Source organism: Reyranella sp., assembly GCF_965279465.1.
In the GTDB taxonomy this organism is placed as follows: domain Bacteria; phylum Pseudomonadota; class Alphaproteobacteria; order Reyranellales; family Reyranellaceae; genus Reyranella.
In genome coordinates this window covers 5,821,709-5,845,850 of the sequence record NZ_OZ257242.1, presented here as the reverse complement: position 1 = coordinate 5,845,850, position 24,142 = coordinate 5,821,709, and the positions used below count along the sequence as shown (strand labels likewise).

At 65.6% G+C, this 24,142-nt stretch carries 24 protein-coding genes and 2 pseudogenes; 14 read left to right on the top strand and 12 right to left on the bottom strand.

Annotated elements, in window-relative coordinates; all coding sequences use genetic code 11:
* Positions 1-92 precede the first annotated feature (92 nt).
* From ACQY8M_RS28475 to ACQY8M_RS28465, 3 genes and pseudogenes are all read left to right on the top strand, one after another.
* On the top strand, positions 93-635 hold the full coding sequence (locus tag ACQY8M_RS28475) for a TetR/AcrR family transcriptional regulator (RefSeq protein ID WP_428662979.1): 543 nt from the start codon (positions 93-95) through the stop codon (positions 633-635).
* Between the two features lie 4 nt (positions 636-639).
* Positions 640-1,608: an NAD-dependent epimerase/dehydratase family protein gene (locus ACQY8M_RS28470; protein ID WP_428662977.1), complete on the top strand. Its 969-nt coding sequence runs from the start codon at positions 640-642 to the stop codon at positions 1,606-1,608.
* 158 nt (positions 1,609-1,766) lie between these two features.
* Positions 1,767-2,087 (top strand): annotated as a pseudogene (locus tag ACQY8M_RS28465) (ATP-binding cassette domain-containing protein); the annotation flags it as partial.
* Positions 2,088-2,133: 46 nt separating this feature from the next.
* Here the strand turns inward: ACQY8M_RS28465 and aqpZ are convergent.
* On the bottom strand, positions 2,134-2,865 hold the full coding sequence (gene aqpZ / locus ACQY8M_RS28460; RefSeq protein WP_428662975.1) for an aquaporin Z: 732 nt from the start codon (positions 2,863-2,865) through the stop codon (positions 2,134-2,136).
* Between the two features lie 230 nt (positions 2,866-3,095).
* On the opposite strand from aqpZ, the pseudogene ACQY8M_RS28455 reads away from it, so the two are divergent.
* Positions 3,096-3,269, top strand: a pseudogene (locus ACQY8M_RS28455) (ATP-binding cassette domain-containing protein); the annotation flags it as partial.
* Positions 3,270-3,401: 132 nt separating this feature from the next.
* On the opposite strand, the gene ACQY8M_RS28450 reads toward ACQY8M_RS28455, so the two are convergent.
* The 4 genes from ACQY8M_RS28450 to ACQY8M_RS28435 all read right to left on the bottom strand — a co-directional run bounded on the left by ACQY8M_RS28450 (position 3,402) and on the right by ACQY8M_RS28435 (position 6,467).
* Positions 3,402-3,929: a hypothetical protein gene (locus ACQY8M_RS28450; RefSeq protein WP_428675523.1), complete on the bottom strand. Its 528-nt coding sequence runs from the start codon at positions 3,927-3,929 to the stop codon at positions 3,402-3,404.
* 11 nt (positions 3,930-3,940) lie between these two features.
* Complete coding sequence (locus ACQY8M_RS28445) at positions 3,941-4,435, bottom strand: DUF302 domain-containing protein (protein WP_428662973.1); 495 nt, start codon at positions 4,433-4,435, stop codon at positions 3,941-3,943.
* Positions 4,436-4,465: 30 nt separating this feature from the next.
* Positions 4,466-5,326, bottom strand: coding sequence for an alpha/beta fold hydrolase (locus tag ACQY8M_RS28440; RefSeq protein ID WP_428662970.1), 861 nt, complete (start codon positions 5,324-5,326; stop codon positions 4,466-4,468).
* Positions 5,327-5,696: 370 nt separating this feature from the next.
* Entirely contained in the window at positions 5,697-6,467 is a 771-nt protein-coding gene (locus ACQY8M_RS28435) for an alpha/beta fold hydrolase (RefSeq protein ID WP_428675522.1), read from the bottom strand.
* A 212-nt stretch (positions 6,468-6,679) separates the two neighbouring features.
* Between ACQY8M_RS28435 and ACQY8M_RS28430 the strand changes: the two genes are divergently transcribed.
* Positions 6,680-7,642: a cupin domain-containing protein gene (locus ACQY8M_RS28430; protein ID WP_428662967.1), complete on the top strand. Its 963-nt coding sequence runs from the start codon at positions 6,680-6,682 to the stop codon at positions 7,640-7,642.
* A gap of 208 nt (positions 7,643-7,850) precedes the next feature.
* Entirely contained in the window at positions 7,851-8,837 is a 987-nt protein-coding gene (locus ACQY8M_RS28425; protein WP_428662964.1) for a Bug family tripartite tricarboxylate transporter substrate binding protein, read from the top strand.
* Positions 8,838-8,849: 12 nt separating this feature from the next.
* On the opposite strand, the gene ACQY8M_RS28420 is transcribed toward ACQY8M_RS28425, so the two are convergent.
* Genes ACQY8M_RS28420 through ACQY8M_RS28410 form a run of 3 tightly spaced genes read right to left on the bottom strand, consistent with a single transcriptional unit; the run spans position 8,850 to position 13,396 of the window.
* Positions 8,850-10,169, bottom strand: coding sequence for a glycoside hydrolase family 30 protein (locus ACQY8M_RS28420; protein ID WP_428675520.1), 1,320 nt, complete (start codon positions 10,167-10,169; stop codon positions 8,850-8,852).
* Positions 10,170-10,222: 53 nt separating this feature from the next.
* Positions 10,223-11,617, bottom strand: a complete 1,395-nt coding sequence (locus ACQY8M_RS28415) for a GH1 family beta-glucosidase (RefSeq protein ID WP_428662961.1) — start codon at positions 11,615-11,617, stop codon at positions 10,223-10,225.
* Between the two features lie 33 nt (positions 11,618-11,650).
* Positions 11,651-13,396, bottom strand: a complete 1,746-nt coding sequence (locus ACQY8M_RS28410) for an ABC transporter ATP-binding protein/permease (protein WP_428662958.1) — start codon at positions 13,394-13,396, stop codon at positions 11,651-11,653.
* Between the two features lie 116 nt (positions 13,397-13,512).
* Between ACQY8M_RS28410 and ACQY8M_RS28405 the strand changes: the two genes are divergently transcribed.
* The 3 genes from ACQY8M_RS28405 to ACQY8M_RS28395 all read left to right on the top strand — a co-directional run bounded on the left by ACQY8M_RS28405 (position 13,513) and on the right by ACQY8M_RS28395 (position 15,180).
* Positions 13,513-13,698 carry a hypothetical protein gene (locus ACQY8M_RS28405; protein WP_428662956.1) on the top strand — a complete coding sequence of 62 codons (186 nt, stop codon included), beginning with the start codon at positions 13,513-13,515 and terminating at the stop codon, positions 13,696-13,698.
* Positions 13,695-14,672, top strand: a complete 978-nt coding sequence (locus tag ACQY8M_RS28400) for a Gfo/Idh/MocA family protein (protein ID WP_428662953.1) — start codon at positions 13,695-13,697, stop codon at positions 14,670-14,672. Before ACQY8M_RS28405 ends, ACQY8M_RS28400 begins: the two co-directional genes overlap by 4 nt.
* Positions 14,673-14,784: 112 nt before the next feature.
* A complete protein-coding gene (locus ACQY8M_RS28395) occupies positions 14,785-15,180 on the top strand; it encodes a hypothetical protein (RefSeq protein ID WP_428662950.1) in 396 nt (131 codons plus the stop codon).
* A gap of 88 nt (positions 15,181-15,268) precedes the next feature.
* Here ACQY8M_RS28395 and ACQY8M_RS28390 read toward each other — a convergent pair whose 3' ends face one another.
* Entirely contained in the window at positions 15,269-16,087 is an 819-nt protein-coding gene (locus ACQY8M_RS28390) for a HEAT repeat domain-containing protein (RefSeq protein WP_428662947.1), read from the bottom strand.
* Between the two features lie 176 nt (positions 16,088-16,263).
* On the opposite strand from ACQY8M_RS28390, the gene ACQY8M_RS28385 reads away from it, so the two are divergent.
* The 5 genes from ACQY8M_RS28385 (at position 16,264) to ACQY8M_RS28365 (ending at position 21,446) form a co-directional block, all read left to right on the top strand.
* A complete protein-coding gene (locus tag ACQY8M_RS28385; RefSeq protein WP_428662944.1) occupies positions 16,264-17,280 on the top strand; it encodes a substrate-binding domain-containing protein in 1,017 nt (338 codons plus the stop codon).
* Positions 17,281-17,468: 188 nt separating this feature from the next.
* Entirely contained in the window at positions 17,469-18,968 is a 1,500-nt protein-coding gene (locus tag ACQY8M_RS28380; protein WP_428662942.1) for a sugar ABC transporter ATP-binding protein, read from the top strand.
* Between the two features lies 1 nt (position 18,969).
* The gene (locus ACQY8M_RS28375; protein WP_428662939.1) at positions 18,970-19,965 is read left to right on the top strand and encodes an ABC transporter permease; all 996 of its coding nucleotides are present in this window, start codon (positions 18,970-18,972) and stop codon (positions 19,963-19,965) included.
* Positions 19,966-20,122: 157 nt separating this feature from the next.
* Positions 20,123-20,395, top strand: a complete 273-nt coding sequence (locus ACQY8M_RS28370; protein ID WP_428662937.1) for a hypothetical protein — start codon at positions 20,123-20,125, stop codon at positions 20,393-20,395.
* A 271-nt stretch (positions 20,396-20,666) separates the two neighbouring features.
* Positions 20,667-21,446, top strand: coding sequence for a LuxR C-terminal-related transcriptional regulator (locus tag ACQY8M_RS28365; RefSeq protein WP_428662934.1), 780 nt, complete (start codon positions 20,667-20,669; stop codon positions 21,444-21,446).
* A 482-nt stretch (positions 21,447-21,928) separates the two neighbouring features.
* Here the strand turns inward: ACQY8M_RS28365 and ACQY8M_RS28360 are convergent, their stop codons facing one another.
* The 3 genes from ACQY8M_RS28360 to ACQY8M_RS28350 form a co-directional block, all read right to left on the bottom strand.
* Entirely contained in the window at positions 21,929-22,456 is a 528-nt protein-coding gene (locus ACQY8M_RS28360; RefSeq protein WP_428662932.1) for a hypothetical protein, read from the bottom strand.
* A 10-nt stretch (positions 22,457-22,466) separates the two neighbouring features.
* Entirely contained in the window at positions 22,467-22,904 is a 438-nt protein-coding gene (locus ACQY8M_RS28355) for a hypothetical protein (protein WP_428662929.1), read from the bottom strand.
* 221 nt (positions 22,905-23,125) lie between these two features.
* Positions 23,126-24,133: a TAXI family TRAP transporter solute-binding subunit gene (locus ACQY8M_RS28350; RefSeq protein WP_428662926.1), complete on the bottom strand. Its 1,008-nt coding sequence runs from the start codon at positions 24,131-24,133 to the stop codon at positions 23,126-23,128.
* Positions 24,134-24,142 lie beyond the last annotated feature (9 nt).

Below are 24,142 nucleotides of genomic sequence, written 5' to 3'. Positions count from 1 at the left end.
CTCCATCAGTAATATAGCGGTGCTATAGACATAGAATATAGCGATGCTATATTCCAGGAATGAATACGAAGACGACACTGGTGGCAGCGGCCTTGACGCTGATCGAGGGGAAGGGCGAAGCGCATTTCTCGACGCGGGCGGTCTGCGACATCGCGAAGGTGACGGCGCCCACGCTCTATCATCATTTCCAGAGCGCCGACGGTCTGCTGAGCGCGGCGATCGCCGAAGCGTTCGAGCAGTTCCTGTCATCGAAGAGGTCGGCCATCCAGTCGCCGGACCCCGTCGCGGCGCTGATCGAAGGCTGGGATAACTATGTCGGGTTCGCCGCGGCGCGCCCGCGCCTGTACGCGGCGATGATGGCGCGTTTCCTGTCCGGCGCCGATCTGCCTGCGGCCCGGGAGGGGCAGGCGCTGCTGCGTCACCGCATTGCCCAGATCGAGGCCGCCGGCCGGCTGGCGATAGCGCCCGAGGCGGCTGTCCAGGTCGCCTGGGCCTCGGTCAACTCGGCCGCGATGCTGTTCCTGAGCGCCACGCTCCAGCCGGGCGTTGGGATGCGACCGCCCGATCCCGCCATCGTCGCCCGCCTGCGCGACAGCGCCGTGCAGGCGATCTGCACACCAGCTTTACCGGAGTAGATTCATGAAGATCCTCGTCACCGGCGGGTCTGGCTTTCTCGGCTCGCGCCTCATTCCCAGGCTCGTGGCGCAAGGCCACGACGTGCTCGCCATGAGCCGCACGTCCGCGGCCGACGGCAAGGTGCAGGCGCTCGGCGCGATGCCGGTCCGCGGCGACATGGACAATCCCGGCGGCATGGCGATGCCGACGGTCGAGGCGGTCATCCATCTGGCCGCCCACTTCCACTTCGCCGGTCCGCGCGCGCCGTACTTTCACGTCAACGTGGATGGCACGAAAGCCCTGCTGACGGCGGCACAGGCAGCCGGCGTTTCATCCTTCCTCTATCTGACGGCCGCCGCCGTCATCATGGACGATCGCGGTTCGCCGATCCGCAACGCCGACGAGCGCGCGCCGACCTTTCCCGACAGTTTCTCGCCCTATATCGCCAGCAAGGCGACGAGCGAGGCGGGCGTTCTTGCGGCCAACCGGCCCGGCTTCCGCACCATCGCGATTCGTCCGCCGGGCATCTGGGGGCCGGGCGACGCCTTCAGCCGCAACATCCCGCACGCCATCACGTCGGGCCAGTTCGCCTTCATCGCGCGCGGCGACTATCCCTATTCCACCTGCCATGTCGACAATGTCGCCGAAGCGCTGATCTGCGCTCTCGATCGGGGAGACGGCGGCAGAGCCTACTTCGTGCGAGATCCCGACAACACGACCTTCCGGGCCTTCGTCGACGGCCTGGCGAAGTTGCAGGGGCTGTCGATCGATAGGCTCCGTTCGGTTTCCTATGGGACAGCTTTCTTCATGGGGCGCATGATGGAGCTCGGTGCAAGGCTCAGGCGCTCGGATCAGGATCCCGCCCTGACCCGAACGATGGTGCGCCTGATCGGCCGCGAGTTCACGATCGACGACAGCGCCGCGCGGCGTGATCTGGGCTATGTCGGCAAGGTCTCGCGTCCGGAGGGCCTGGCTTCTTACGGCGTGGGTTAGTCGCAGCCGCCCTTCGGGCGGCACCGCGGCTTCCGGGATGGCGCGAACTTTGGCCTCGCGGCTGCGGTTGTTTTGCGCTGCCCACGCCTTCAGGACGCAATGCATCTCGTCGGGGAGGTTGCGAATGGCGACGGCGGCCGTGACGGCCTCCGCTGCGTGCGGGCGGTGATGTCGAGAAACCCTGCCGCGTGCTGTCGGGCGGCGAGAAGGCGCGGCTGGTCATGGCCAAGATGCTGTTCGACCCGCCCAACTTTCTGGTGCTCGACGAACCGACGAACCATTTCGACATGGCGACGAAGGAGATGGTGGTCGCGGCCCTGGCGGACTTCGAGGGCACCATGCTGTTCGTCTCACATGATCGCCGCTTCCTGGCGGCGCTCTCGAACCGAGTGCTGGAGCTGACGCCCGAGGGCGTCCATCAGTACGGAGGCGGCTACACCGAATACGTGGCGAGGACGGGCCAGGAAGCCCCGGGCCTCCACCCCGGCAGTTGGCCGGGGGGCGGCGCCGGTCCTCGACCCTGGCCTAGCGCGCGGGCTGGGGGTCTCCCGAAACCTCGATTGCGCGGGGCTCGTCGCCGCCGACCCAGCGGTACACGCCGCCGGCAACGAGGGCGCCGATCAGGGGCGCGACCCAGAACAGCCAGAGCTGCTCGATGGCCCAGCCGCCGGCGAACAGCGCCGGTCCGGTGCTGCGGGCCGGGTTCACCGACGTATTCGTCACCGGGATGCTCACGAGATGGATCAGGGTGAGGCAAAGCCCGATCGCGAGGGGCGCAAAGCCCTTGGGCGCACTGCCGTGGGTTGCGCCCAGGATCACGAACAGGAAGCCGAACGTCATCACCACTTCGCACACGAAGCCCGATCCCATCGTGAACTTGCCGGGGGAGTGGTCGCCGTAACCGTTGCTGGCGAAGCCGGCATGGACGTCGAAGCCGGCCTGGCCATTGGCGATGACATAGAGGATTGCCGCTCCGGCGAGAGCCCCCAGCACCTGCGCAATGATGTAGGGCGGCAATTCGCTGGCCTTGAACCGGCCTCCCGCCCACAGGCCTACCGACACGGCGGGGTTCAGATGGCAGCCGGAGACGTGGCCGATGGCGTAGGCCATCGTCACCACCGTGAGACCGAACGCGAGCGCGACGCCGGCAAAGCCGATGCCCAGTTGCGGGAACGCGGCGGCAAGGACGGCCGAGCCGCACCCGCCGAGCACGAGCCAGGCTGTTCCGATGAATTCCGCCGCAAGCTTACGAACCATGGTCGTGTCTCCCCCCGAGAGCATCGTCATTGGCGCCAGGTGCGGCGTCCCAGCCTCGGATAGCAGAGAGCGACGCTGGCAATTGACCGTGCGCGGGCAATCTCGATGCAGGCGCAGCCGCCGGTCTCAGTCCTGCTCGCTCGCGTGGCGCCGAGCTCGGGACGACATTTGTCCAGCCATAGCCCATACTCCGGAGGGCGGACCGGCTGTGCGGCACGACGAAGCCGGTTCGTTGCGCAGCCGAGGGGCTCGATCTGCGGCTTCGGCGCCAGGAGCGCTGGTGCGTGCTGGGCGCCAACGGGGCGGGGACGTCGACCCTGCTGAAGCTGGTGGCGGGAGGGACGGAGCCGGACGAGGGCAGCGCGGCGCTCGGTGCCAGCGTCCGGATGGGCTATTTCGCCCAAGCATGCTCGAACTGACCCCCGAGGGCGTCCATCAGTATGGCGGCGGCTACACGGAATACGTGGCGAGGACGGGCCAGGAAGCGCCGAGCCTTTCATCCGGGCGGGTGACGGAATAGTGCCGGCTGCGTCTCGCTAGCCCTTCGCGGCGGGTGCCGGCGGCACCGGCAGGATGATTTCAGAGGCGACCTTCCAGTCCTCTCCGACGCGCAGCCAGTTGATGATCATCAGAAACGGCCTGGCCGTTCCATCCTGTCCCGCATAGGAGACCGTGATGTTCATCGGCACGTAGGACTCCGCGATGTCGCGCGTCAGGCCGACGACCTTGAGCTTCGCATAGTCCGGCTCGAGCACGACCGGACCGGAGCTGCCGATGTCGTGCAGCTTCCGATCGACCGCCTCGTTGCCCCAGAAAGCCGCCCAGTTCCCCTCGGACGGGATCGCGCTCTTCGCCACCAGCAGGGCCGAGGGCGATTGCCAGAACATCCCATGGAGAGGCTCGAAGTCGTGCTTGTTGGCGAGTGTCATGAGTCTGCCGAACTGAGATCTGATCGCGTTCAGGCTCGCGGCATCCCGCGGCTCTTCGCCGGCGGCGGGAGCGGCCGCGACAGCCCCGGCGGAAAGTGCCGCGGCGGTGAGGGTGGCAAGAAACGTCTTGTACATGTCGGTAAGGGTCAGCTTGCGCATTCGTGGAGCAGGGCCGTGATTTTCGTATCGAGACGGCGGGCGACGGCGAGAGCGTCCAGGTTGCCGTACGGGCGGAGAAAGCTCTCCATTCTGTCGTAGGAAACATGGACACCATCGGGTCGTTCATCGACGAGGATCGTGACCGGCGCGTAGGAGCCGGCATCGGGAACGTGCTTGACCATTTCCTTCATGATGAGCGGATTGCCCACCAGAAATCGCATGATCCTCGGCGTCTCGAGTCCGGATTCGCGGCGCACATAGGCACCCAGATCGAATTCGGCGAAGAGCATCAAACCGGTACGGCCAAGGCCACTTTGCACAACGCGCTCCAAGTCCGGGAAGGAGCTCGCAGCCTTCGTCGCCCTGAAGAACTCGACCATGTCAGGTTGGCCGACCGCTGACGTGAGAGCGGCCACGACGGCGTCGAACGGTTTGGAACAGGTGAGGCTGAACCGTTCGACCTCGATCTTTGCAGTGGTCATTCTGTCCTCCACAACGACTCTCGTGAGCGGTTACGCATCCAGGAACGTCCGGACGTGGCTGACGAACAGCTCGTGGTGCTGAAAGAGGGCGCCGTGACCGGAGTCGGGATACAGAATGAGCTGAGCGTTGCTCAGCGCCTTGAACATTGCATAGGCATTGTCCGCCGGCAGCATGGTGTCGTGGCTGCCGCAGATCACGAGGACGGGCTGGGAAATCGCGCGCAGCATCGCGTGCTCGGGATCAGGCGTGGCGCACCAGGTGATCAGCGCCTTGGCCTGCGGATCGGTCACCGCGCTGCCGCTATCGGTGTCGCGATCTTCCTTACGCATCTTCGCCCGCTTCAGGAACGCGACGCCCGCTGACTGGCTGGCGGCCGACTTCGTGAAGAACAGCGGCAGGCGGGGATCCGGCGCCTCGGTGTGGGAGAACGCCTCCTGAAGGACCGCCAACAGATGTTCCTCTCCGCCCTTCGGAGCGGTGCCGACGAGGATGAGCCTGCGGACCAGCCGTCCGTGCTCGGCGGCGATCTGCTGGGCGACGCAGCCCCCGAGGGAAAAGCCCAGCAGGTTGACTTTGGAGAGGCCGAGCAGGTCGATGAACGCGACCGCGTCCCGGGCCATCGCCGCGATGTTGTCGGGCGTCTGGCCGGTCGAGCGTCCAACCCCTGCGTTGTCGAAAGCGATCACCGGGCGATCGACGGCCAGGGCATTCACGACGGCGGTATCCCACGCATCGATGTTGCCCGAGAAATGCTGCAGCAGAACCAGCGGCGTCCCGGTCGACGGGCCGAGACGGCGATAGGCGAAGCGGATGCCGCTGCCGTCGACGTAGCGGGTGGGCGCCGTTTCAAGCGTGGCGGCGGACGGGCGCAGGGTGTTGGCTTCAATCATGTCATTCTCCGGATGCGTGGTTCCAAGTGATCGAGTGAGCGTTGGCGGCGTGATGCTGCGACCAAGACCTTTTTCGAGGGCGTCGCTGCGGCAGCTGCGGTACTGGCGGAGGTGGGGTCATAGGCGCTAACCTTGGCTTCAAGCTCCACCTCACCCTGAGGAACGGAGCGAAGCGGAGTGTCTCGAAGGGTGACAACAGGCCCTTTTCCGATGCCTCATGATCGAGGCAGCTCCGTCCTTCGCGTTCCCATCCTTCGAGACGCTCCGCTTCGCTACGCTCCTCAGGATGAGGGGTATGTTGGTCTGCCGACCAATGTTAGCGCCTATGGGGCGCGGGCTCCCGGCACGACCGCGACGGGAGCCCCGGTCGTCACTCCGCGAGCGCGGCCTTTTCGATGACGTCAGCGACTTCCTTTGCGTGGACGACGAGGGAGGCATGGCTGCCGGCGACCTCCGTCGTCTGCGCCTTGATCCTGGCGGCGAACATCTTTTGCGCCTCGGGGGCGATGACCTTGTCTTTCGTGCTGATCACATAGAAGGTCGGCTTGTTGTGCCAGGCTGCCGTATCGACGGGCGCCTCGAAGGCCACGTGGTTCAGCGGGAGCTGATGGCTTGCCAGGGTCTCGGCGATCTTCGGAGGAAGGTCGGCTGCCACGGCAGACGGAAACGCCTTGGGATCGATGTAGAGGTTGCCCTTCGCGTCCGGATGGATTGCCGCGGTGCCTTCGGTTGCCGGGCCGGCCTTGGCCAGGCTGGCCAGAGATTCGCCCACGTCGGGCGCGAAGGCGGAGACGTAGACGAGCGCCGAGACCTTGGGATCGCCACCTGCTTGCGTGATGACCACGCCGCCCCAGGAGTGGCCGACGAGAACGGTCCTGCCGTTCTGCTTTGCGAGCGCGCGTTTGGTGGCGTCGACATCCGCTGCGAGGGATGTGAGCGGATTCTCGACGAGCGTTACGGTGTAGCCCTTCTTCGAGAGGATATCGGCAACGGGTTTCCAGCTCGTCTGGTCGACGAAAGCGCCATGGACGAGAACAATGTTGTGAGCCGCACCGTTCGGGAGACGAGCCGATTGAGCGGAGGCGACAATTGGTGCTCCAGCCAGGAGAGCGGTGGCGGCCGATAAGAGAAGAGTGCGCATGGGTTGTTCCTGTTGGAATGTCTGACGATGGGGGGCCGGGGAGTGGGCAGGGGTCGGGTGAGGTAACGGAGTTTCCATCTGCCCTTGGCGAAAATGGTTGCCGCACGACACGTCGGCCTACCGCGACATCACCTAATGCGCGGCTCTCTCAGACGACAGGGCTCAATCGTCCGAATATTGTGTCTGACCGTCCGGCGGATTAGCATCAGTGCATGGACATTCTCGCCGAAGTGCTCGATCGCGTTCGCTTCGGCGGGACTTTGCTCTTTCACTTCGAGCTCGGGCATCCTTGGAATTTGGCGTTGCCGGCGCGCCCTTACGCCCTGTTCCATTATCTCAGTCGTGGCTCTGCGACCCTCACGCTCGAACAGGGTCGGGAATTCCACATGACCGAGGGCGATTTTTTCGTCGTCACACGCGGCGAGTCTCATGTGATCTACTCGGATCGCGAGACGAAGCCGTTACCGATTCTCGACCTCGAACGACTGCCGGGACGTCTCGGTCTCGTTCGTCACGGTGGCACTGCGCAGCCGCTCTCGACGATGATCTGCGGCAATTTCACGGTGGCGCGGCCCTCGCGGGGCAGCATCCTGGAATTGCTTCCGCCCGTGCTTGTCCTGAAGCCGACGGAAGACGGCGGATGGCTCGAGGCGATACTGAAACGCATGGTGGGCGAGTCGGCGCTCGAGCGTCCCGGCCAGGGCGTCGCGCTTTCCCGACTCACGGAAGTGCTGTTCGTCGAGGTCTTGCGAAGCTGGATCAAGTCTCTCGGTCCCGGCGAAGGCGGGTGGCTGGGGGCGATGGCGGACCCGCACATCGGGCCGGCGCTTCAATTGATCCACGAACGACCGGATCGGCCCTGGACCCTTGGCGATCTCGGGCACAGCGTGGGGCTCGGTCGCTCGGCGTTTTCGGCTCGCTTCACCAAGCTCGTCGGTCAGCCGATGTACCGCTACCTGATCGCACGCCGCATGTCGGAGGCTGCGTTTCTGCTCGAAACGACCGACGAGGGGATCGCACGGATCGCGACCCGTGTCGGCTATGAGAGCGCGGCCGCGTTCTCAAAACTGTTCCATCGCCATCATGGCCTGTCGCCGGGCCGCTACCGTGCGGATCGCCGCTCCGACGGTGGCCGAAGGCACGGAGACGCTCTGGAAGCAGAAGCCGCCGATTGATCTCGCGACGCCGCGCCCACGATCAGGCCAGCAGCTCCGCGCCGAAATCTCGACCGACTGCATGACCAAACCTCGAGTCACGCCGGAGGTTGCGGGGCGCAGACTGCGGGGTGGACAAGGCCAGTCTATGCAGGCGAGATCAATCGTCGTCTGGAGTCCAACCGGAGACGCGAGCAACGCGCCCGGTATCGTTAGGAGGAAATGAGCCGTGAAGCGTCGATCCCTTTCCAAGGGCCTTGCGGCCCTTCCGCTGCTGTTGGCCGGTGCGGTCGGCCGGCCTGCGCCGGCCCAATCCCGCTGGACGCCCGACAAGCCCCTCCGGCTCGTCGTTCCTTTCGCGGCGGGCGGCAGCACCGATGTCACCGCGCGGCTGATGGCCCAGGCGCTGGGCGAGCGGCTGGGCCAGACCGTGGTCGTCGACAATAAAGCCGGGGCCGCCGGCAACATCGGCGCCGAAGTGGTGGCGCGGGCGGAACCGGACGGCTACACGCTGCTCATGGCGACGAGCTCGACGAACGCGACCAACGCGGCGCTCTATCGCAAGCTTCCATTCAATCCGGTCCGCGACTTCACGCCGATTTCGCAGATCGCCTTCATTCCGAACCTGCTCGTCGTCAATCCCGAGGTGCCGGCGAACAGTGTCGCCGAGCTCGTGGCCTATGCGAAGGCCAAGCCCGGCCAGTTGAACTACGGCTCGGGGGGCGCCGGCAGTTCCCTGCATCTGGCCGCCGCCGTTTTCGCCCAACGGGCCGGCATCGACATGGTGCACGTGCCCTATCGCGGCGGCGCACCCGTTGCGGCCGACCTCGTCTCCGGCAAGCTGCAGCTGAGCTTCAGCCCCCTGGTCGAGGTGCTCCAGCAGGTGAGGGCGGGCAAGCTGCGTGCGCTTGGCGTCACCACCGCGCGGCGTTCGGCGCTGCTCCCGGACATACCGGCCATTGCGGAAGTGATCCCGGGCTACGAGGTGGCGCTATGGAACGGCATCATGGGGCCGGCAGGACTGCCCGCTCCGGCGGTGGCGCGCCTCGGCTCGGAGATCGTGGCCATCGTCGGCAGTCCGGAAATGCGGTCGCGTCTCGCGGAGCAGGGTTCTGACCCCGTGGGCAGCACCCCTCAGGAATTCGCCGCTTTTGTCATTGCCGAGCAGCCGAAATGGGCGGAGCTGGTGCGCATTTCGGGCGCTACCGTCGATTAGACGGCCACTCCTTCATGCGCTTGTTGCGGCGCTCCAGCGGAGCGTTGCGACATCGCCTGCGCCCAGCGCCAGCGTGGCGTACGCGCCGCGGTGCCGAAGGCGAAAGCGCTTTGGGACTTCGCCGTCGTTCATGACCACCATCACGATCTGCGCATGGGGCGTCAGGCACGTCACGTTGGGAAGCCGATCGACCTCGCTCGAGTGGACCCGGACCGATCCCGGCCGGATGAACCGCGCCGAGTGGGCCATCAGGTAGTATCCGGGGTTTCGCCTGATCGTGGCTCTGATGGCGACGGCGCCGCGGCGGGGCTTGACCGTGGCCCCGATGGTGATGCCGCCCAGGGCTCCCACGGCGCCGAGGCGTGTGTGCAGGGCGTGCCGGGGATCGGACGCGAGGTTCCACTCGAGCGCGGTACGGCACCAGTTTCTCAGGGAGCCGACGATGACGTTCTTCGTATGCCAGCGCAGCGCGCCCATGAAGTCTTCCTTGGCGGAGACCCATTGCTCGGTGAAGTACACCTTCTTGTCCGGATACTGTGCCCGCACGTACGACATCGCGTCCGGCGTTCCGTTGTACAGATGCCAGGCAACGCCGGCGACGTAGGCACGTGCCTTCGGGTCGCTCAGCACCGCGAGCGGAAAGTCGGCGCCGTCGCAATTGTGGTCCCAGCAGAGGATTTCCGTTTCGGGCGCGTCCTTGCGCAGCGCCGGTCCCAGGTATCCGCCGATGAAGTCCGCCTGTTCCGCGGCGCTCATCACCATGCTGGGCTCGTTCCTCGGATTCTGAGGCTCATTCTGCGGCGTCACCGCGCTGATGTGGATGCCATGCGCGCGCATCGTCTCCACGTACTTCACGAAGTATTGTGCATAGGCCGGATAGCACTCCGGCTTCAGCCGCCCGGCCACGTAGCTGCCGTTGCTCTTCATCCACGGCGGGGCCGACCACGGCGCGGCGATGATCTTCAGCGTCGGATTGATCGCCAGGATCTCCTGCAGCACGGGAACGACCTCGCGGTCGCCGGCGGAAAGGTTGAAGCGCGCGAGGTCGGGATTCTTCGTGCCGCGGCGCAGGCCCCAGTAGCTGAAATCCTTACGGCCGAGATCGGAGGCGCCGATGCTCAGCCGCAGGCAGCTCAGCCCGACCGACTCCTCGGTCGGGCCGAACAGCTCCTGCAGCAGGTCCGCGCGCTCCGTCTTCGCGAGCCCCGCCAGCAGATAGGCGCTGCCGCCCGTCAGCGAGAACCCGAAGCCTTCGATGGGTTGGAAGGTCCGGCTGTCGTCGACGTCGATCGTGGGGAGCGGCTCGCGCGGCAACGATCTGGAAAATGCCACCGGTTGCAACGGCTGCAGCAACGAATGGGCATCCCGCGTAACCCAGCCTTCGATCACGCGCGATCGCTCGGCTGTTGCGCCCGGATCATCTTCGCAAACCAATCGAAGGACGCCTTGGGAACACGCTTCTGGGTCGCGTAATCGACGTAGACGAGCCCAAAGCGGTTCGCGTAGCCGGCGCCCCACTCGAGGTTGTCCAGGATCGACCACGCAAGATAGCCACGCACATCCGCGCCGGCGGCGACAGCCTGCTCCACCGCCCCGGTATAGGCGGCGAGATAGGAAATGCGCCCGCCATCGTTCACGCCGCCCGCTTCATCCAGCGTCTCGTTCGCGCCGTAGCCATTCTCCGTGACGTAGATCGGAAGCTTGTAGCGCCGATGCGTGGCGATCAGCTCGTTGCGGAACGCGTCCGGATCGATGCGCCAGCCCACGCCGGTCAGGGGGACATCGTGCGGCGCATCGGCCCAGGCAAAACCGAGCGGGCCCTGATCGGCGCGCGCATAGATCGGGCAATAGTGGTTCAGGCCGAACCAGTCGATCGGCTGGGCGATGCGCGCCATGTCTCCGGCCTGCACGAATTCCTGCACGCCGTCGACCAGCTCGGGCGGGTATTCGGCGAAGCATTGCGGGTCCGCGTAAAGCCGGTTCCAGCAGGCGTCCAGGAGGTTTGCCGCGACCGCGTCCTCCGGCGCGGCGCTGATCGGCAGGCAGATCTGCCTGTTGTGGATGGCACCGAGAAGAGCCCCCGGCGCCAATGCCCTGAGGGTGCGGACCGCCTCGCCATGCGCGAGGTTCACGTGGTGGGACGCCTGCAGGAAGCTCCTCCGGTCGGCAATGCCAGGCGCGTTCCAGCCCATGCCGTAGCCGAACAGCGTGCACACATTGGGCTCGTTGAACGTGGCGAAGTGCCGGACCCGATCGCCATAGCGGCGCGCGATCAAGGCGGCATAGTCGGCGAACCAGAGCGCGATATCGCGGTTCTGCCATCCGCCGAGATCGTCCAGGGCCTGCGGCAGGTCCCAATGATACAGGCACAGCCAGGGCTCGATGCCGCTCTGGAGCAGCTCGTCGATCAGACGATCGTAGAAGTCGAGGCCCAGGCTGTTGGCCTTGCCGCGCCCTTGCGGCAACACGCGCGGCCAGGCCACCGAGAACCGGTAGACCTGCGCGCCGAGCCGGCGCATCAGCGCCACGTCTTCGCGGTAGCGATGGTAGTGGTCGCACGCCACATCGCCGGTATCGCCGTTGGCGATGCGGCCCTTCTGTCGTCCGAACAGGTCCCAGATGCTGGGCCCGCGGCCGTCCTCTGCGGCAGCCCCCTCGATCTGGTAGGCCGCGGTGGAGACGCCCCACTTGAACGATGCAGGCAGTGCCAGTGAACGCACCGGCGCGGAAGGCGCAGAGGACCCCGGCACGGCCTCGGCATCGGTTCCAGCAGATCCCATGAGTCACTCCCTCGAATATGCGCCGCGTGACGGTTACCCGGACGCGGTCTCTGCCTCGACATGCAGCACGCGTTGGAAAAATCCGTCGAACAACCCGGCTCGACCAACGGCCACGACCGCTGCCGACGGAAGTTCCGCGACCAGCAACTCGGCCATCTCGCGTTGGCCTGCTGCATCGAGTGCGTTCGTTGCCTCCGCCAGGAAAATCCAGTCGGGCCGATGAAGCAACATCCGCGCGAAGCTGAGCCTCTGCTGTTGTGCGGCGGAGAGCACACGGTCCCAATTCTCCATCACGCCGAGGCGACCGGCCCAATCGCCCAAGCCTACGCGCCGCAACGCCGAATTGATGTCGTCCGGCGTGCACATGCCCAGTGTCATCGGGTAGCAGACGGCTTCGCCCAAAGCTCCTACGGGCAAATACGGCCGGTCACTGGCGATGAAGATGTTTGCATCAGCGGGCAGCGTGACTGTTCCGGCGCCCCATGGCCAAAGCCCGGCAATGGCAAGGATGAGCTTGTGGCAGACCTGCGTGTTGCCGTCGATCAGCACGTGTTCGCCCGGGCCGATCTGGGTCGTGATTTCGCGCATCAGCGGCACAGCATCGTGCTCCATCACGCGTACGGCGGCGAGGTGGAGCGAGGAGCCCTCGTGGCCCACCTCGATGCGGTTCTCGCCGAGTTTCTCCCGGAGCCCGCCCATCGCGTCCTGCAACGCCATCACGCGCTCGACGGAGGCCCGCCACAGCGAGATAGTGGAAAGATTGTCGACGGGAAACGACAGCGCGGCGGTGACCTGCTGGAACGCCTGCGCCATCTGCATCAGCGTGCCGAGCGTGATCAACCCCATGATGTAGCGCGGCGCCGCGACGAGAAGCGGAAACGGGGCTGCCAGCACGCTATACGCGGTGGTGAACACGATGATGCGCACCAGGCCATAGGTCTGGCTCTCCCAGCCGCGCCTCACGCCGCGCAGCAATTCCTGAAGATGCGTGCGCTCATCGGCATCGCCGCGAATCAAGGCGATGCTTTCCGAATATTCCCGGGCACGTGCCAGGCCGAACCGGAAGTTGGCTTCGACCGTTTGCCGCAGATTGGAGGCGCCGACCAACGGCAGCCCTGCCCATAGAGCCATGCTGGTGCCAATCGTCGAATAGATGAGCGCGATGAACACCATGAAGCCGGGGATGGGAATGACCGTCCCGCCGATTTCGACGTGCACGACACCGGAGAGCGTCCACAGCACGTTGATGAACGTAACGAGGAGCAAGATGCAGTAGAACAAGGACTGGCCCAGATCGACAGCCGACTCGGTCGTCACGCGGATATCCTCGGCGATTCGCCCGTCCGGATTGTCATGGTCGCCCGCGATCAGGCCGAGCTGGTAGTGCCTTCCTTCCGCCATCCAGACCGACAAGGTGGTTTTCGTCAGCCAGACACGCCAGGCGAATTGCAGGCGACGCCTGACATAGAGCGATGTGGAGAACACGGCGATGCTTGCCAGGAGCAGGAGCGCGAAAGTCACGATCTGCTCCAGGAACGTATCGAGCTGGCGCGCTTCCAGCGCGTTGTAGAGCCGCGCCGACCAGGCATTCAGGCCGGCCTGAACCGCAACCTGCGCAACCGTCAGGGCCGCGACCAATGCCAGACGACCCCGGTTCATCCATTTGTGCTCCGCCGACCAGAAGGGCAGGGCAAAGAGGATAAAACGCCATAGAAAGCTGCAGTGGCCGAGCATCCCTCTCTTGGGGTGGGTGCTGCCCGCCCCCGTATCCTGCTTCATGGGCTCAGCTTGCCTTGTCTGGTGCAGGCCAGAGCTGGATACGAACGCCTGATCCAAGATGTGTCGCGCATTGCAGCAGTGTCTCGTTCCCCAGAAGCGCTTCAAGCGAAGGAAGTATGCGTCCGCTCGGACGCGCCGCCAACCTCATCAGCGACGAGTGCGGTACCGCCCCGAGCCCGATGCGGCGCGCTGCCATGCACGCGATCGAGAACATCTTCTATAGTGTCGATGGCAAGAAGCCGACCGACGGCGCGCTTCGTGGTCGGTCGAAGACAGGAACGGAAAAGGGGGAGAGCGCATGATCGATGCCGGAATCGTCGGCCTCGGGTGGTGGGGCAATGTTCTGGTCGAATCGGTGCAGGGCAGGAGCGACCGCATCCGCTTCGTGCACGGCGTCGCGCGCGATCCGGCCTCGAAGCAGGAGATCGCCCGGCGCCACGGGCTCGTCCTGTCGCCGACCCTCGCCGCGATGCTGGCCGATCCCGCCGTGCAGGCGGTCGTGCTGGCGACGCCGCACTCGCTGCATCGCGCCGAGATCGAGGCGGTCGCGGCGGCGGGCAAGCCGGTCTTCTGCGAGAAGCCGCTGACCTTGACGGCGGCCGACGCCGTCGCCGCCGTCGGCGCCGCCCGTACGGCAGGCACCCTGCTGGCCGTTGGCCACAACCGGCGCTTCCTCCCGGCGCTCGGCGAGATGAAGCGGCTGCTGGCCGCGGGGGAGCTGGGCGAAGTGCTGCACGTCGAGGGCCATTTCAGCAACGAGAACTCCTCCGCGAATTTTGCGCCGTGGCGGCACGATGCCGAGGAATCGCCGGCCGGCGGCATGACCGGCACGGGCATCCATGTGCTGGATGCCTTCGTGTCGTTGCTGGGACCGGTACGCTTCGTCCATGCCCAGCTCGTCTCGCGCAAGCCGGCGCCGGGGCCGCTCGACACGCTGTCCGTGCTGCTGCGCTTCGCGAACGATGTGACCGGGACCCTGAGCGCCGTGCGCGCCACGCCGCGCTACTGGCGCACGCATCTCTTCGGCACCAAGGGCTCGGCCGAGATGCTGCAGGAGGACACGCTGCTCGTCCACGCGGTCGGGCAGGCGAGCCCGCTCCGTCGGGCGTTCCCGCCCGTCGACACGCTGCGGCTCGAGCTGGAGGCCTTCGCCGATGCGATCGAGGGCCGGGCGCCCTATCCGATCGATGCCGCCGACATGATCGCGACCGTGGCCGCCTTCGAGGCCGTGTGCCGCTCGGTGAAGAGCGGCCGCACGGAGACCGTGGGAGCCTGAGTTCCAAGGCGCTGCAGGCGCCGACGAAACGCCCGCGCGCTGGTAGATTGGTCTGCGCGGATGCCATGGGCTATTCTTCGAAAGCCTGGCACAACGGCTTTGGAGAACGGCCTTGAACAAGATTCGTGTGACTCTTCTCATTCTGGGAACACTCACTGCCGCCGCCTGTCAGACTCCACAACAGAAGATCGGCCAGAAGGAAGACATGCTGGCGGCCGCCGGGTTCAAGTTCGTGCCGGTCAATACGCCGGCGAGGCAAGCCGCATTCAAGCAGTTGCCGCCGAACAGGTTCGCGCGCGAGACCCGCGATGGGCGCACCTTCTACGTCTATCCCGATCCGACGGTCTGCGGCTGCCTGTATGTCGGCGACCAGAAGGCCTACGGCACCTACAACTTCGACGTCCTGCAGAAGAACCTGGCTGACGAGCAAGCCATGGCCGCCAGTGCGATGATGGCGACCTGGGACTGGGGCCCCTGGGGTGGTTATCCCACTGGCTGGTACTACTAGCCCGCGGCTTTGGCACCGGTGCGCTCGAGTCCGTCGACGCGCCGAGCTTGGCGAGCTTGGTGGTGACGAGTGGCAGGCCGCGCTCGACTCAACTAGGGCTGACCGGGGGTGGCGGTGGACGCCGAACCGCCGCAGCAATCGCGCTGGCGCGCGGATGATCGATGCTCTCGAGAGCGTCGATCGCCGCGTCCGCGAGGTCTGGCATGGTGCGGGCGAGCCGGCCGAGCAGGACCATGCACTCCTCGTCGGCAATCGCCGGCACGGATTCGACGACATCCACGGACGGCGCCTCGCGCAGCAATTGCTTGAGGCCCGGGCGAGCGTCGCTGCGTCCCAGTCGTCCGAGCGCGCACGCTGCCGAGCCCGCCACCGCCCGATCGCGATCTTCGAGGAGACGTATCAGGAGGGCTATGACCTCCGGGGAGCGGCGGGCGCAGCGGCAGGCGGCGGCCCGAATGCCCGGATCGGCGTGTTGCAGCAGCGAACCGAGCACGCTGGGGGGCAGGGGCGCGTGCACCGTGGCGGCCGCGTCGACCGCGACCCCCAGCGTCGGGCCCTGTACGACCGCCCGGGAAATCAGCCCGGAGACGACCTGCCCGGCTTCGTGACCGCCAATTTCGCCAAGGGCGCGAAGCGCCGCCGCCTGTTCGGGCACCAGGCGGTCCGCGCCGAATCCCTTAAAGCGTCGGCACAGCGCCGCGAGGGCGGGGATGGCTCCGGCAAGCCGCCGCCGCCCGGCTTCCGCAGCGAGCAGAGTTCCGTTCGCGAGGCTCGCTTCCGGGATGGCGGCGATCAACGCCGCGTCGTCCTTGTCGGCCGCTGAAACGGGTTGTCCCATGCTTGGCGGCGGGGACGGTCCCGTCCGCACGGTGGCATCGGAGAAAAGATCGAGCTGACGTTCGCTCACGCGGGAATGATGCGCTGAACCGACGCCCTGTCAAAGGGGCTCGTGGATGCAGGCAATGACCGCAAACGGCTAGCTCGCTGCCCCTCATCGCATGGCGCCCCGCCTTGCCGCTGAACGCCCGCGCTGCCAGACTCGCGTGAAGACCGCCATTCGAGCGGTTCACCATGGAGGAAGCGATGACGGACACGTTCCAAAGGACAAGGCGTGACTTTCTCACCGTCGCTACGGTCGGAGGAGCGGCGGCGACGCTCGGCATGATCGGCGTGAGCCCGGCAATGGCGGGTGTCGCGGCCGGCCGCTCGGAGAAGCCGCTTAAGGCTGCGTTCTCCAACGCCGGGCTTCAGGCCACCTGGTGCGCCCAGGGCAAGTCCGCGGCTGAATACTGGGGCAAGCTGTTCAATGTCGAGGTGACGTGGTTCGACGGCCAGCTCGACGCCGTCAAGCAGCGCGCCGCGGTCGACAACATGGCCTCGCAGAAATGGGACTTCGTCGCCATCCAGGCCTTCGGCATCGGCACGCTGACCCAGCCGGTGCAGAAGATGATCGATGCCGGCACTCCGGTGATCGACATGGACACGCTGATCGCGCCCCTCGACAAGATCAACGTCCACAGCTTCCTTGCTCCCGACAACGAGTTCATGGGCGCGTCGGTGACGCAGGCGCTGGTCGCCAAGCTCGGCGGCAAGGGCAAGATGATCATGACCCAGGGCGCGCTCGGCCACACCGGCGCGCAAGGCCGCGCCAAGGGCTTCAATTCGGTGGTCAAGGCGAATCCCGGCATCGAGGTGCTCGACACCCAGCCCGCCGACTGGGACGTCACCAAGGTGGCGCGCCTGTGGGAGACCTATCTCACCAAGTATCCGCAGATCGATGCCGCCTTCTTCCACAACGACGACATGGCGCTCGCTGCCTACAACGTCATGAAGGCGCGCAACCGCACCAATATCCTGATCGGCGGCGTCGACGCCATGCCGCCGGCCATCAACGCCGTCTCCGACGGCCGCGTGTTCGCTACCGTGCGCAATCCGAGCTGCCGCATCCATGGTGGCGCCATCATCGCCGGCGTGGCGGCGGTCACGGCCGGCGAGAAGGCGGGCTCCGGCATTCCCAAGAGCATCGTCACCGACGGTCCGGTGGTGACCAAGGAGAACGCCGCGGGCATGTTGTGGATGCAGGATCACTTCCTGATCTAGGGCGGACTCGCGTCCGTGTGCACATTGGCGCCAACTTTGTCCGATGCTCTCGATGGGATCGGACTGCTGGGAGCGCGGCTCTCCAGAGCCGCTCATGGGATGTGGCAATGCGAAGAAGAGCGGCTCTGGAGAGCCGCGCTCCCAGCGGACCGAAGTTGGCGCCAGTGGCTTGCGTGCCCGCGTCGGACATGACCGAAGAAGCCGTGCCGCCGCTGGAGTTGCGCGGCATCTCCAAGTCGTTCGGCGGCGTCGCGGCGTTGCGCGACGTCGACTTCGTGCTGCGCCGGGGCGAGATCCACGGCCTGGTCGGCGAGAACGGCGCCGGCAAATCGACCCTGATGAAGATCATCGCCGGCCTGCACGGCCAGTACGACGGCCGCATGACGATCGACGGCCGGCCGGTGCATTTCCGCTCGCCGCGCGAGGCGCTGGCGGCGGGCATCGGCATGGTGCACCAGGAGCTGAGCGTCGTGCCCGATCTCAGCGTGGCCGAGAACGTCTATCTCGGCCACCAGCCGACCCGGGGCGGGATCGTCGACTGGCGTGCCATGACGGAGGGGGCCCGCCGGCAGCTCGCTGACCTGGGCATCGACGTCGACCCGGGCGCGCGCATGGGCTCGCTGGCGATCGGCCTGCAGCAGCTGATCGAGCTGGCCCGCGTGCTGTTCTCGGGCGCGCGCATCGTCATTCTCGACGAGCCGACGTCGGCGCTCTCGCCGCCCGAGGTCCAGCGCCTGTTCGAGGTGCTGCGCGGCGTGCGCGCCAGCGGCCGCAGCATCGTCTTCATCTCGCACTTCCTCGACGACGTGCTGGGGATCTCCGACACCGTCACGATCTTCCGCAACGGCCGCCTCATCGCCACCGAGGCGGCCGGCGCCATCGACAAGGGCTGGGTGATCCAGCGCATGATCGGCCGCGGCCACGAGGAGCTCGAAGGCAGCTACACCGGCGCGATCGCGCTCGACAGCCGGCCCGGGGCGCCGGTCGTGCTGGGCGTGCGCGGGCTCGGCGCCGGCCGCGCCTTCGCCGACGTGTCGCTCGATGTCAGGGCCGGCGAGGTGCTGGGCATCTACGGCTTCATGGGCTGCGGCCTGATCGAGCTGGCCCGCACGCTGTTCGGCAAGCTCAGGGCCAGCTCGGGCACCATGTCGATCGGCGGCAGGGTCCTGCGGCCGCGCAGCACCGCCGAGGCGTGCCGCGCCGGCATCGCCTTCGTGCCGGAGAGCCGACGGTCGATGCTCTTTCCCACCGAGCCGGTCTACAAGAACATGTCGATCAGCGTGCTGGGCCGGATCGGCCGCCTGTTGCTGCGGCCCTCGGTCGAGAAGGACATCGCCCGCCGGCATGTCCAGTCGCTGTCGATCCGGCCGCCGACGGTCGAGACGCTGCTCGGCAGCCTGTCGGGCGGCAACCAGCAGAAGGTCGCGCTCGCCAAGTGGCTGACCTGGCCGCCCAAGGTCCTGGTGCTGGCCGAACCGACGCGCGGCATGGATGTCGGCGCCAAGGAGGACGTGGTCCGCATCGTCAAGGGGCTGCGCGACCAGGGCATGGGGGTCGTGGTTCTGTCGACCGAGCCCGAGACCGTGCTGTCGCTCGCCGACCGCATCGTGGTGATGAAGAAAGGGCGCATCGTGCACGAATTTGCCGGCGAGACCGTCAGCAAGGACCAGCTTCTGGAGGCGGCGTGACATGGCAACGATCGGGCCCTTCCTGCGCAACCAGATGCGCATCATCGCGCCTTTCGCGACGCTGATCGTGCTGGTGGCTTTCTTCAGCCTGACCAGCCGGTCGTTCGCGTCGCTGGACAATGCGGCGAACATCCTGACCCAGATCTCGGTCACCGGGATCATGGCCGTCGGCCTCACCTTCGTCATCCTGTGTGCCGAGATCGACCTCTCGGTCGCCGCCATCGCCAACGTCACCGGCATCGCCGTCGCCTACTTCACCCTGCAGGAAGGCTACGTGAACATCGCCAACGTGCCGCTGCCGGGGTTGGCCGCCATTGTCCTGGCACTGATCGTTTGCTTCCTGCTGGGCGTGGTCAATGCCGTGGGCATCACGCTGATCGGCATTCCGTCCTTCATCATGACGCTCGCCATGATGCAGATCGGTGCCGGTATCTGCGCGCTGCTGGTGCGCGGCCAGATCGCCTATGCCGTGCCCGACCTGGTTTCCCTCCTGGGGGCGGGCAGGGTGGCTGGCCTGCCGTGCCTCGTGCTCGTGGCCGCGGTGTTCCTGCTGGCCGGCCACCTGGTGCTGACCTACACGCGCTTCGGCCGCTACGTATACATGGTCGGCGGCAACCGCGAGGCGGCCGAATATGCCGGCGTCAATGTCAGGCTGGTGCTGGGGGCCGTCATCGTCATCTCGGCGATGTGCTCGGGCGTCGCCGGCATGCTTGGCGTGGCCCACTTCGGCAGCGCCCAGCAGAACGAGTTCGACGGCTACCTGCTGGATGCCATCGCCGCCGTCGTGGTCGGCGGCACCAGCCTGTTCGGCGGCCGTGGCGGCATCGGAAACACCATCATTGGGCTACTGATTCTGGGGGTGTTGAACAACGGCCTCGACCATGTCGAGATCGATAGCTTCCTCAAGATCCTGATCCGCGGCCTGATTCTGCTGGCGGCGCTGATCATCAATGTCTACGTCCAGCGGGTCCGCGACGCCGAGCGCATCAGCAGCTGACCGGGTGCTACGCTCCCCGGAGCGGGGCAGGTAGAAGAACAGCGGAGCCATTCGCGGCGAGGGGCTTCATCGGTCTCTACGAGGGTAACTCCAACGAGTTATGTCATGACGGCTCGAACCGCCGCTATAGGCTATCTGGCGCTGAACGGAGCCGCCGATGATCGAGCACGACATTATTGAACTTCAAAACGATCGCATTCGAGCCCTTGAGATGGTCGTGGGGGTCATGGCGAAGGTAATCGATGCGACAGGTAACAACGTTTTGGACGAGTTGAGAGACGTGATCGATAGTCGATTAGGCGATCTTGAGGCTGCTGATCAGTTGGGAGGAGCTGCCGGGGGAGCGTCGCGCCGGTCGTTGCAGTTGGCCCGGGAAATCCTCGACGAGGCGCCGCGCCGATCGAAGGCAGTGCCTCCAGCCGGCTGCTGATCGCTGAGCAGCGTCTGGGCGGCGGAGGCATCAGAGATCGCCTGAATCAACTGCAAGGACCGGCGCTCGTCCCCGCGCCCGGCATCGAGTCGGCGTGTCGTAAGAGGGCCACATATGAAGCGTAGATCAGAAGCTTCCAAGGTGGCTTCCCATCTGCCACCGCGAACTTGACGAAGTTCACAAAATCAGTGAGGCAACTTATCTTGTGTTAATTTGGTGACCGCGATTACCCCGTATACGTTTGGCTACTGCATCTTGTGGGAGTCAAGGGATGGGACAGACTGTAGCTACGATCGTCATCGAGGCGCGCTCGTTGGTACGCGAAGCACTGGTCTCGCTGATGACCAGCCATGCTTATCAGGTCGTCGGAGGCTTCGCTTCAACGGCCGAGATGGAAAATTCCTTGCGTGCCGCAGATGCGCCGAGGCTCGTCATCCTTGGTGCCCTTCCGGCCGATGAGGCAGCCAGTGCCGCGGGCAGCATTCGCAAGCGGTGGCCGGAAACCAAGATCATTCTCCTCTTCGATCATGCGTCGTCGGCCGATTTTCAGAAGCTGCTGGCTTCGGAGATCGATGGATGCATTCCGCTATTCGCGTCGCCCGATACGCTTGTCGGCACTCTCCAGCAGATCGTTAAGGCAAACCTCAGGATCCTGGTTCTCAAGACCGAGACAGCGCCGATCGCACAGGCGATGGAATGGCAGGAAAAGAGCGATGAGCCCGTCCTGGCTCCAGCCTCTCTGGCACCGAGCGAGGACGCGGAGGACAGGGCGGTTGACCGCACCAATTCGCTTCGAATTGTTCACGGTCTATCCCAGCGCGAGGAGGAAATCCTCAAGAGCGTTGTGAGGGGCCATTCAAACAAGATGATCGCGCGCACGTGCGGTGTTACCGACGCGACGATCAAGGTCCACATGAAGTCGATCCTGCGGAAGATCCGCGTGGAGAATCGCACGCAGGCGGCCATTTGGGCGCTCGAGCAGGGTTACGGTGTCAATTCCAGTCGCCGCTCGCCGGAGCTTCGTCCCGTGCAAGGGTTCGCTGCGGCCTGAACCGTCTGGGTGGCACAACGATGGATGCGGACGTGCGCGCGTCTGTCGAGGAGCTCGATCCCTCGGCAGAAATGCAGCGGCGAGCATTCGAGCGATCGACATTGCGATCTTCCGGTTTGATGGCGTAACGCTCGGAACGGCTTGCTGTCGAGCGGGGGCACTGCTCGACGAATGGGAGCGAGAGCGTCGCGAGGTCCGCGTCGAGTCGCCGATCAAGACACAGCCGCCATCATTGACGACCGCGATGGACGAGGCGCCGATCTGCCATCAAGGCGAAAATTCGAAACCCGTCGGGCACCGGTAAGTCCCGACACCAGGAAACTACCACAATTAAGCGCCGTCCGACGCCCCGAGTGGATCTGGCGTCGCTAGGACAGAATCGGCGCCAGATCCTCTCGATCATCCAACTATGCATCATATTGCGTGATGCGAGACAGATGGCTCTCGCCACAGGCCTCGTCACCGGGGTTCAGGCATCGCGGTTATGGGCGCACGTAGCTCCAACCCTGTTCCTGCAGCTCCATTATCCGCACGACACCGGACGACACGACGGTGGCCTGCGAGACAAGCGGTATCTCCTTCTGCTCGACCCGGCTCATGTTCGCCCTTGTGTTGTCGCAGGCGGAAAACGAGATCGACCGCGACGTTGCTGCCAGCGACTTGATCCGCTCCTTCACCGGCGAGGTATCGTCGCGCAGCATATTCAGGCCGGGGCCAAAGGTGACGATCTCGATCTGAACCGGCTCTCCGATTCCCTTGTAGTGTTGCTCGACATTGACTGCGTTGTTGAGCGCCAGGTTCATCACTGCCGGTTCATTCGTATTCACCTGAAGCACCAGCCGATGCCCCTTGCTCTTGCCGGGGGTGGCTGGAGGTGCCGCCGACTGCTTGGTTTGCGCCACCGCCGCTGGCGGCGCGTCCAGCAGGGGCAGAACCGCCACGCACAGCGCAGCGACCAGAACAGAAATTCTCGATCTTGCCATCATCCCTCCTGATGTCGGTAGAAGCATGCCGCGGCCATCACCATTTCCGCGTCGTGTCGGGTTTGATCGGCCATTTGCAGGAAACGGCCATTCGCTCCCGTGTCGTCTTCAAGCCGGCCAGTGAATAGCGCCCCTCCCATGCTCCGCCCTGGCCGCCAAGGATGCGGAAGGCGATCTCGCCCTGAGCCGGCAGCGAAGCCAGCAAGCGGACGACATCGGCACCGATGGCCACGCCCGTCCCGAACGGCACGGCAGCGGCCGGAAGCATCGTTGGCGAGCCACCGTCGACGGTGTAGGAAACGGTGTAGCGGTCGCCGGCCGGCAAGCCGCCGGGAGCGGTGAGCGTCAGGGATGTGTTCCCGCCGCGGCACGCAATCAAGAGCTTGAGGCCGGAGCCGTCCGGTGCACCACTGGCTGTCGCAGACGCGATCACAACCGGCGAATAATCGAGCGGTGACGTCGTCTCGCTGAACATCCAGCTTTCCGGCGTCGCCGTGCTCCCGGAGCCGGACGCAGTCCGCGGTCGCACGGACTCCGGTGTGATTTCGCGAGAGAGCCTGTCCAGACACTTCGCCCTCTCGGCATCTGGGAGGCTCGCGCACGCTCGCGGCTTGTCCAAGGGATCGCCGGCCCCCTGTGCGATTGCAGGGGCGCCCGCCGACGCGAGCGCGACGAGGAAGCAGGCGGTAACGGGCTTCATTGCTTTCGCTCAACCTGGCGGCTCTGGCGGTCCAGCCACTCCTGCGCCGCAGGGAAGCGGCCAAGGCCTGGCACTGTGGCACCCAGATTGACGGTTTTCCAGTTCGGGTCGAAACCGGGCACCTGGAGCTTGTCGATTCGGCCGAAGAGACGATCGGTGAAGCGGGCCACCCGCAGATATCGGTTCGAGTTCGCGGGCCAGTTGTAGCTGACCAGGACAGTGGGCACGGCCAGAGTCGCAATGCGTTCGCCCGGCTTTACCAGCGCGGGATAGTCGGAAGCTTCCAGGAACGCCGGCAGGTAGTAGTCCTCGAACTTCAGGTCGTAGGTCACCGGCAGAAACTTGAAGCCGCCTTCCCACTGGCCACGGATGAAGGCGTCGACCGGCTTGGCCGTGACGAAAACGACGGCCGCCATGTCGCCTTTGCGCATCTGTTGCAATGCCAACTGATGCGGAATGAACGTCTTTTCGATGTTGATGCCCAATCGGCTGAAGATCAGCGGTCCGGAGTAGGCGGCTGCCGTGCCCAAAGTGTTGAAGTTCACCTTCTTTCCTGCGAGATCCTGAAGGCTCTGGATCTCCGGTCGGACGAAGACGTGAAGCTCGGACGGGAAAAGACTGAGCAGATACTTCACGTGGAAGCCGATATCGGGGAACGCGACCTTGTACTCATCCAATGAGTCGGAATTGATGATCGCCAGATCGACGCCGCGCAAATAGAGGAGGGAGTTCAGGTTCTCCGTTGGACCGCGCGTGACGATCGGGAGGACGTGAAGATTCTCCCCGTCGTCGACCACGCGCGCCATTTCCGCGGCCAGCCGCAGCGGGGCACCTTCGATGAGGCCTGCGGCGAGGCCCAGGGTCCAGGCATTGATCTTGTCCTGCCGCTCGGCGTAGGTCGGTGCGCGTCGGGCCGCTTGATCCTGCGCTTCGGCTGAGGCCGACCACCAAAGTGACGGAACGACCGCCGCCCACAGCACAACGGCGCTTGCCAGCTTCTTCATGGACCTCAC

Excerpts from the sequence above, each read along its gene's own strand:
- ACQY8M_RS28470 (WP_428662977.1), top strand. The coding sequence starts at position 640 with ATGAAGATCCTCGTCACCGGCGGGTCTGGCTTTCTCGGCTCGCGCCTC.
- aqpZ (WP_428662975.1), bottom strand. The coding sequence starts at position 2,865 with ATGGTTCGTAAGCTTGCGGCGGAATTCATCGGAACAGCCTGGCTCGTG.
- ACQY8M_RS28450 (WP_428675523.1), bottom strand. The coding sequence starts at position 3,929 with ATGTACAAGACGTTTCTTGCCACCCTCACCGCCGCGGCACTTTCCGCC.
- ACQY8M_RS28445 (WP_428662973.1), bottom strand. The coding sequence starts at position 4,435 with ATGACCACTGCAAAGATCGAGGTCGAACGGTTCAGCCTCACCTGTTCC.
- ACQY8M_RS28440 (WP_428662970.1), bottom strand. The coding sequence starts at position 5,326 with ATGATTGAAGCCAACACCCTGCGCCCGTCCGCCGCCACGCTTGAAACG.
- ACQY8M_RS28435 (WP_428675522.1), bottom strand. The coding sequence starts at position 6,467 with ATGCGCACTCTTCTCTTATCGGCCGCCACCGCTCTCCTGGCTGGAGCA.
- ACQY8M_RS28430 (WP_428662967.1), top strand. The coding sequence starts at position 6,680 with ATGGACATTCTCGCCGAAGTGCTCGATCGCGTTCGCTTCGGCGGGACT.
- ACQY8M_RS28415 (WP_428662961.1), bottom strand. The coding sequence starts at position 11,617 with ATGGGATCTGCTGGAACCGATGCCGAGGCCGTGCCGGGGTCCTCTGCG.
- ACQY8M_RS28410 (WP_428662958.1), bottom strand. The coding sequence starts at position 13,396 with ATGAAGCAGGATACGGGGGCGGGCAGCACCCACCCCAAGAGAGGGATG.
- ACQY8M_RS28405 (WP_428662956.1), top strand. The coding sequence starts at position 13,513 with ATGCGTCCGCTCGGACGCGCCGCCAACCTCATCAGCGACGAGTGCGGT.
- ACQY8M_RS28400 (WP_428662953.1), top strand. The coding sequence starts at position 13,695 with ATGATCGATGCCGGAATCGTCGGCCTCGGGTGGTGGGGCAATGTTCTG.
- ACQY8M_RS28385 (WP_428662944.1), top strand. The coding sequence starts at position 16,264 with ATGACGGACACGTTCCAAAGGACAAGGCGTGACTTTCTCACCGTCGCT.
- ACQY8M_RS28380 (WP_428662942.1), top strand. The coding sequence starts at position 17,469 with ATGACCGAAGAAGCCGTGCCGCCGCTGGAGTTGCGCGGCATCTCCAAG.
- ACQY8M_RS28375 (WP_428662939.1), top strand. The coding sequence starts at position 18,970 with ATGGCAACGATCGGGCCCTTCCTGCGCAACCAGATGCGCATCATCGCG.
- ACQY8M_RS28370 (WP_428662937.1), top strand. The coding sequence starts at position 20,123 with ATGATCGAGCACGACATTATTGAACTTCAAAACGATCGCATTCGAGCC.
- ACQY8M_RS28365 (WP_428662934.1), top strand. The coding sequence starts at position 20,667 with ATGGGACAGACTGTAGCTACGATCGTCATCGAGGCGCGCTCGTTGGTA.
- ACQY8M_RS28360 (WP_428662932.1), bottom strand. The coding sequence starts at position 22,456 with ATGCTTCTACCGACATCAGGAGGGATGATGGCAAGATCGAGAATTTCT.
- ACQY8M_RS28355 (WP_428662929.1), bottom strand. The coding sequence starts at position 22,904 with ATGTTCAGCGAGACGACGTCACCGCTCGATTATTCGCCGGTTGTGATC.
- ACQY8M_RS28350 (WP_428662926.1), bottom strand. The coding sequence starts at position 24,133 with ATGAAGAAGCTGGCAAGCGCCGTTGTGCTGTGGGCGGCGGTCGTTCCG.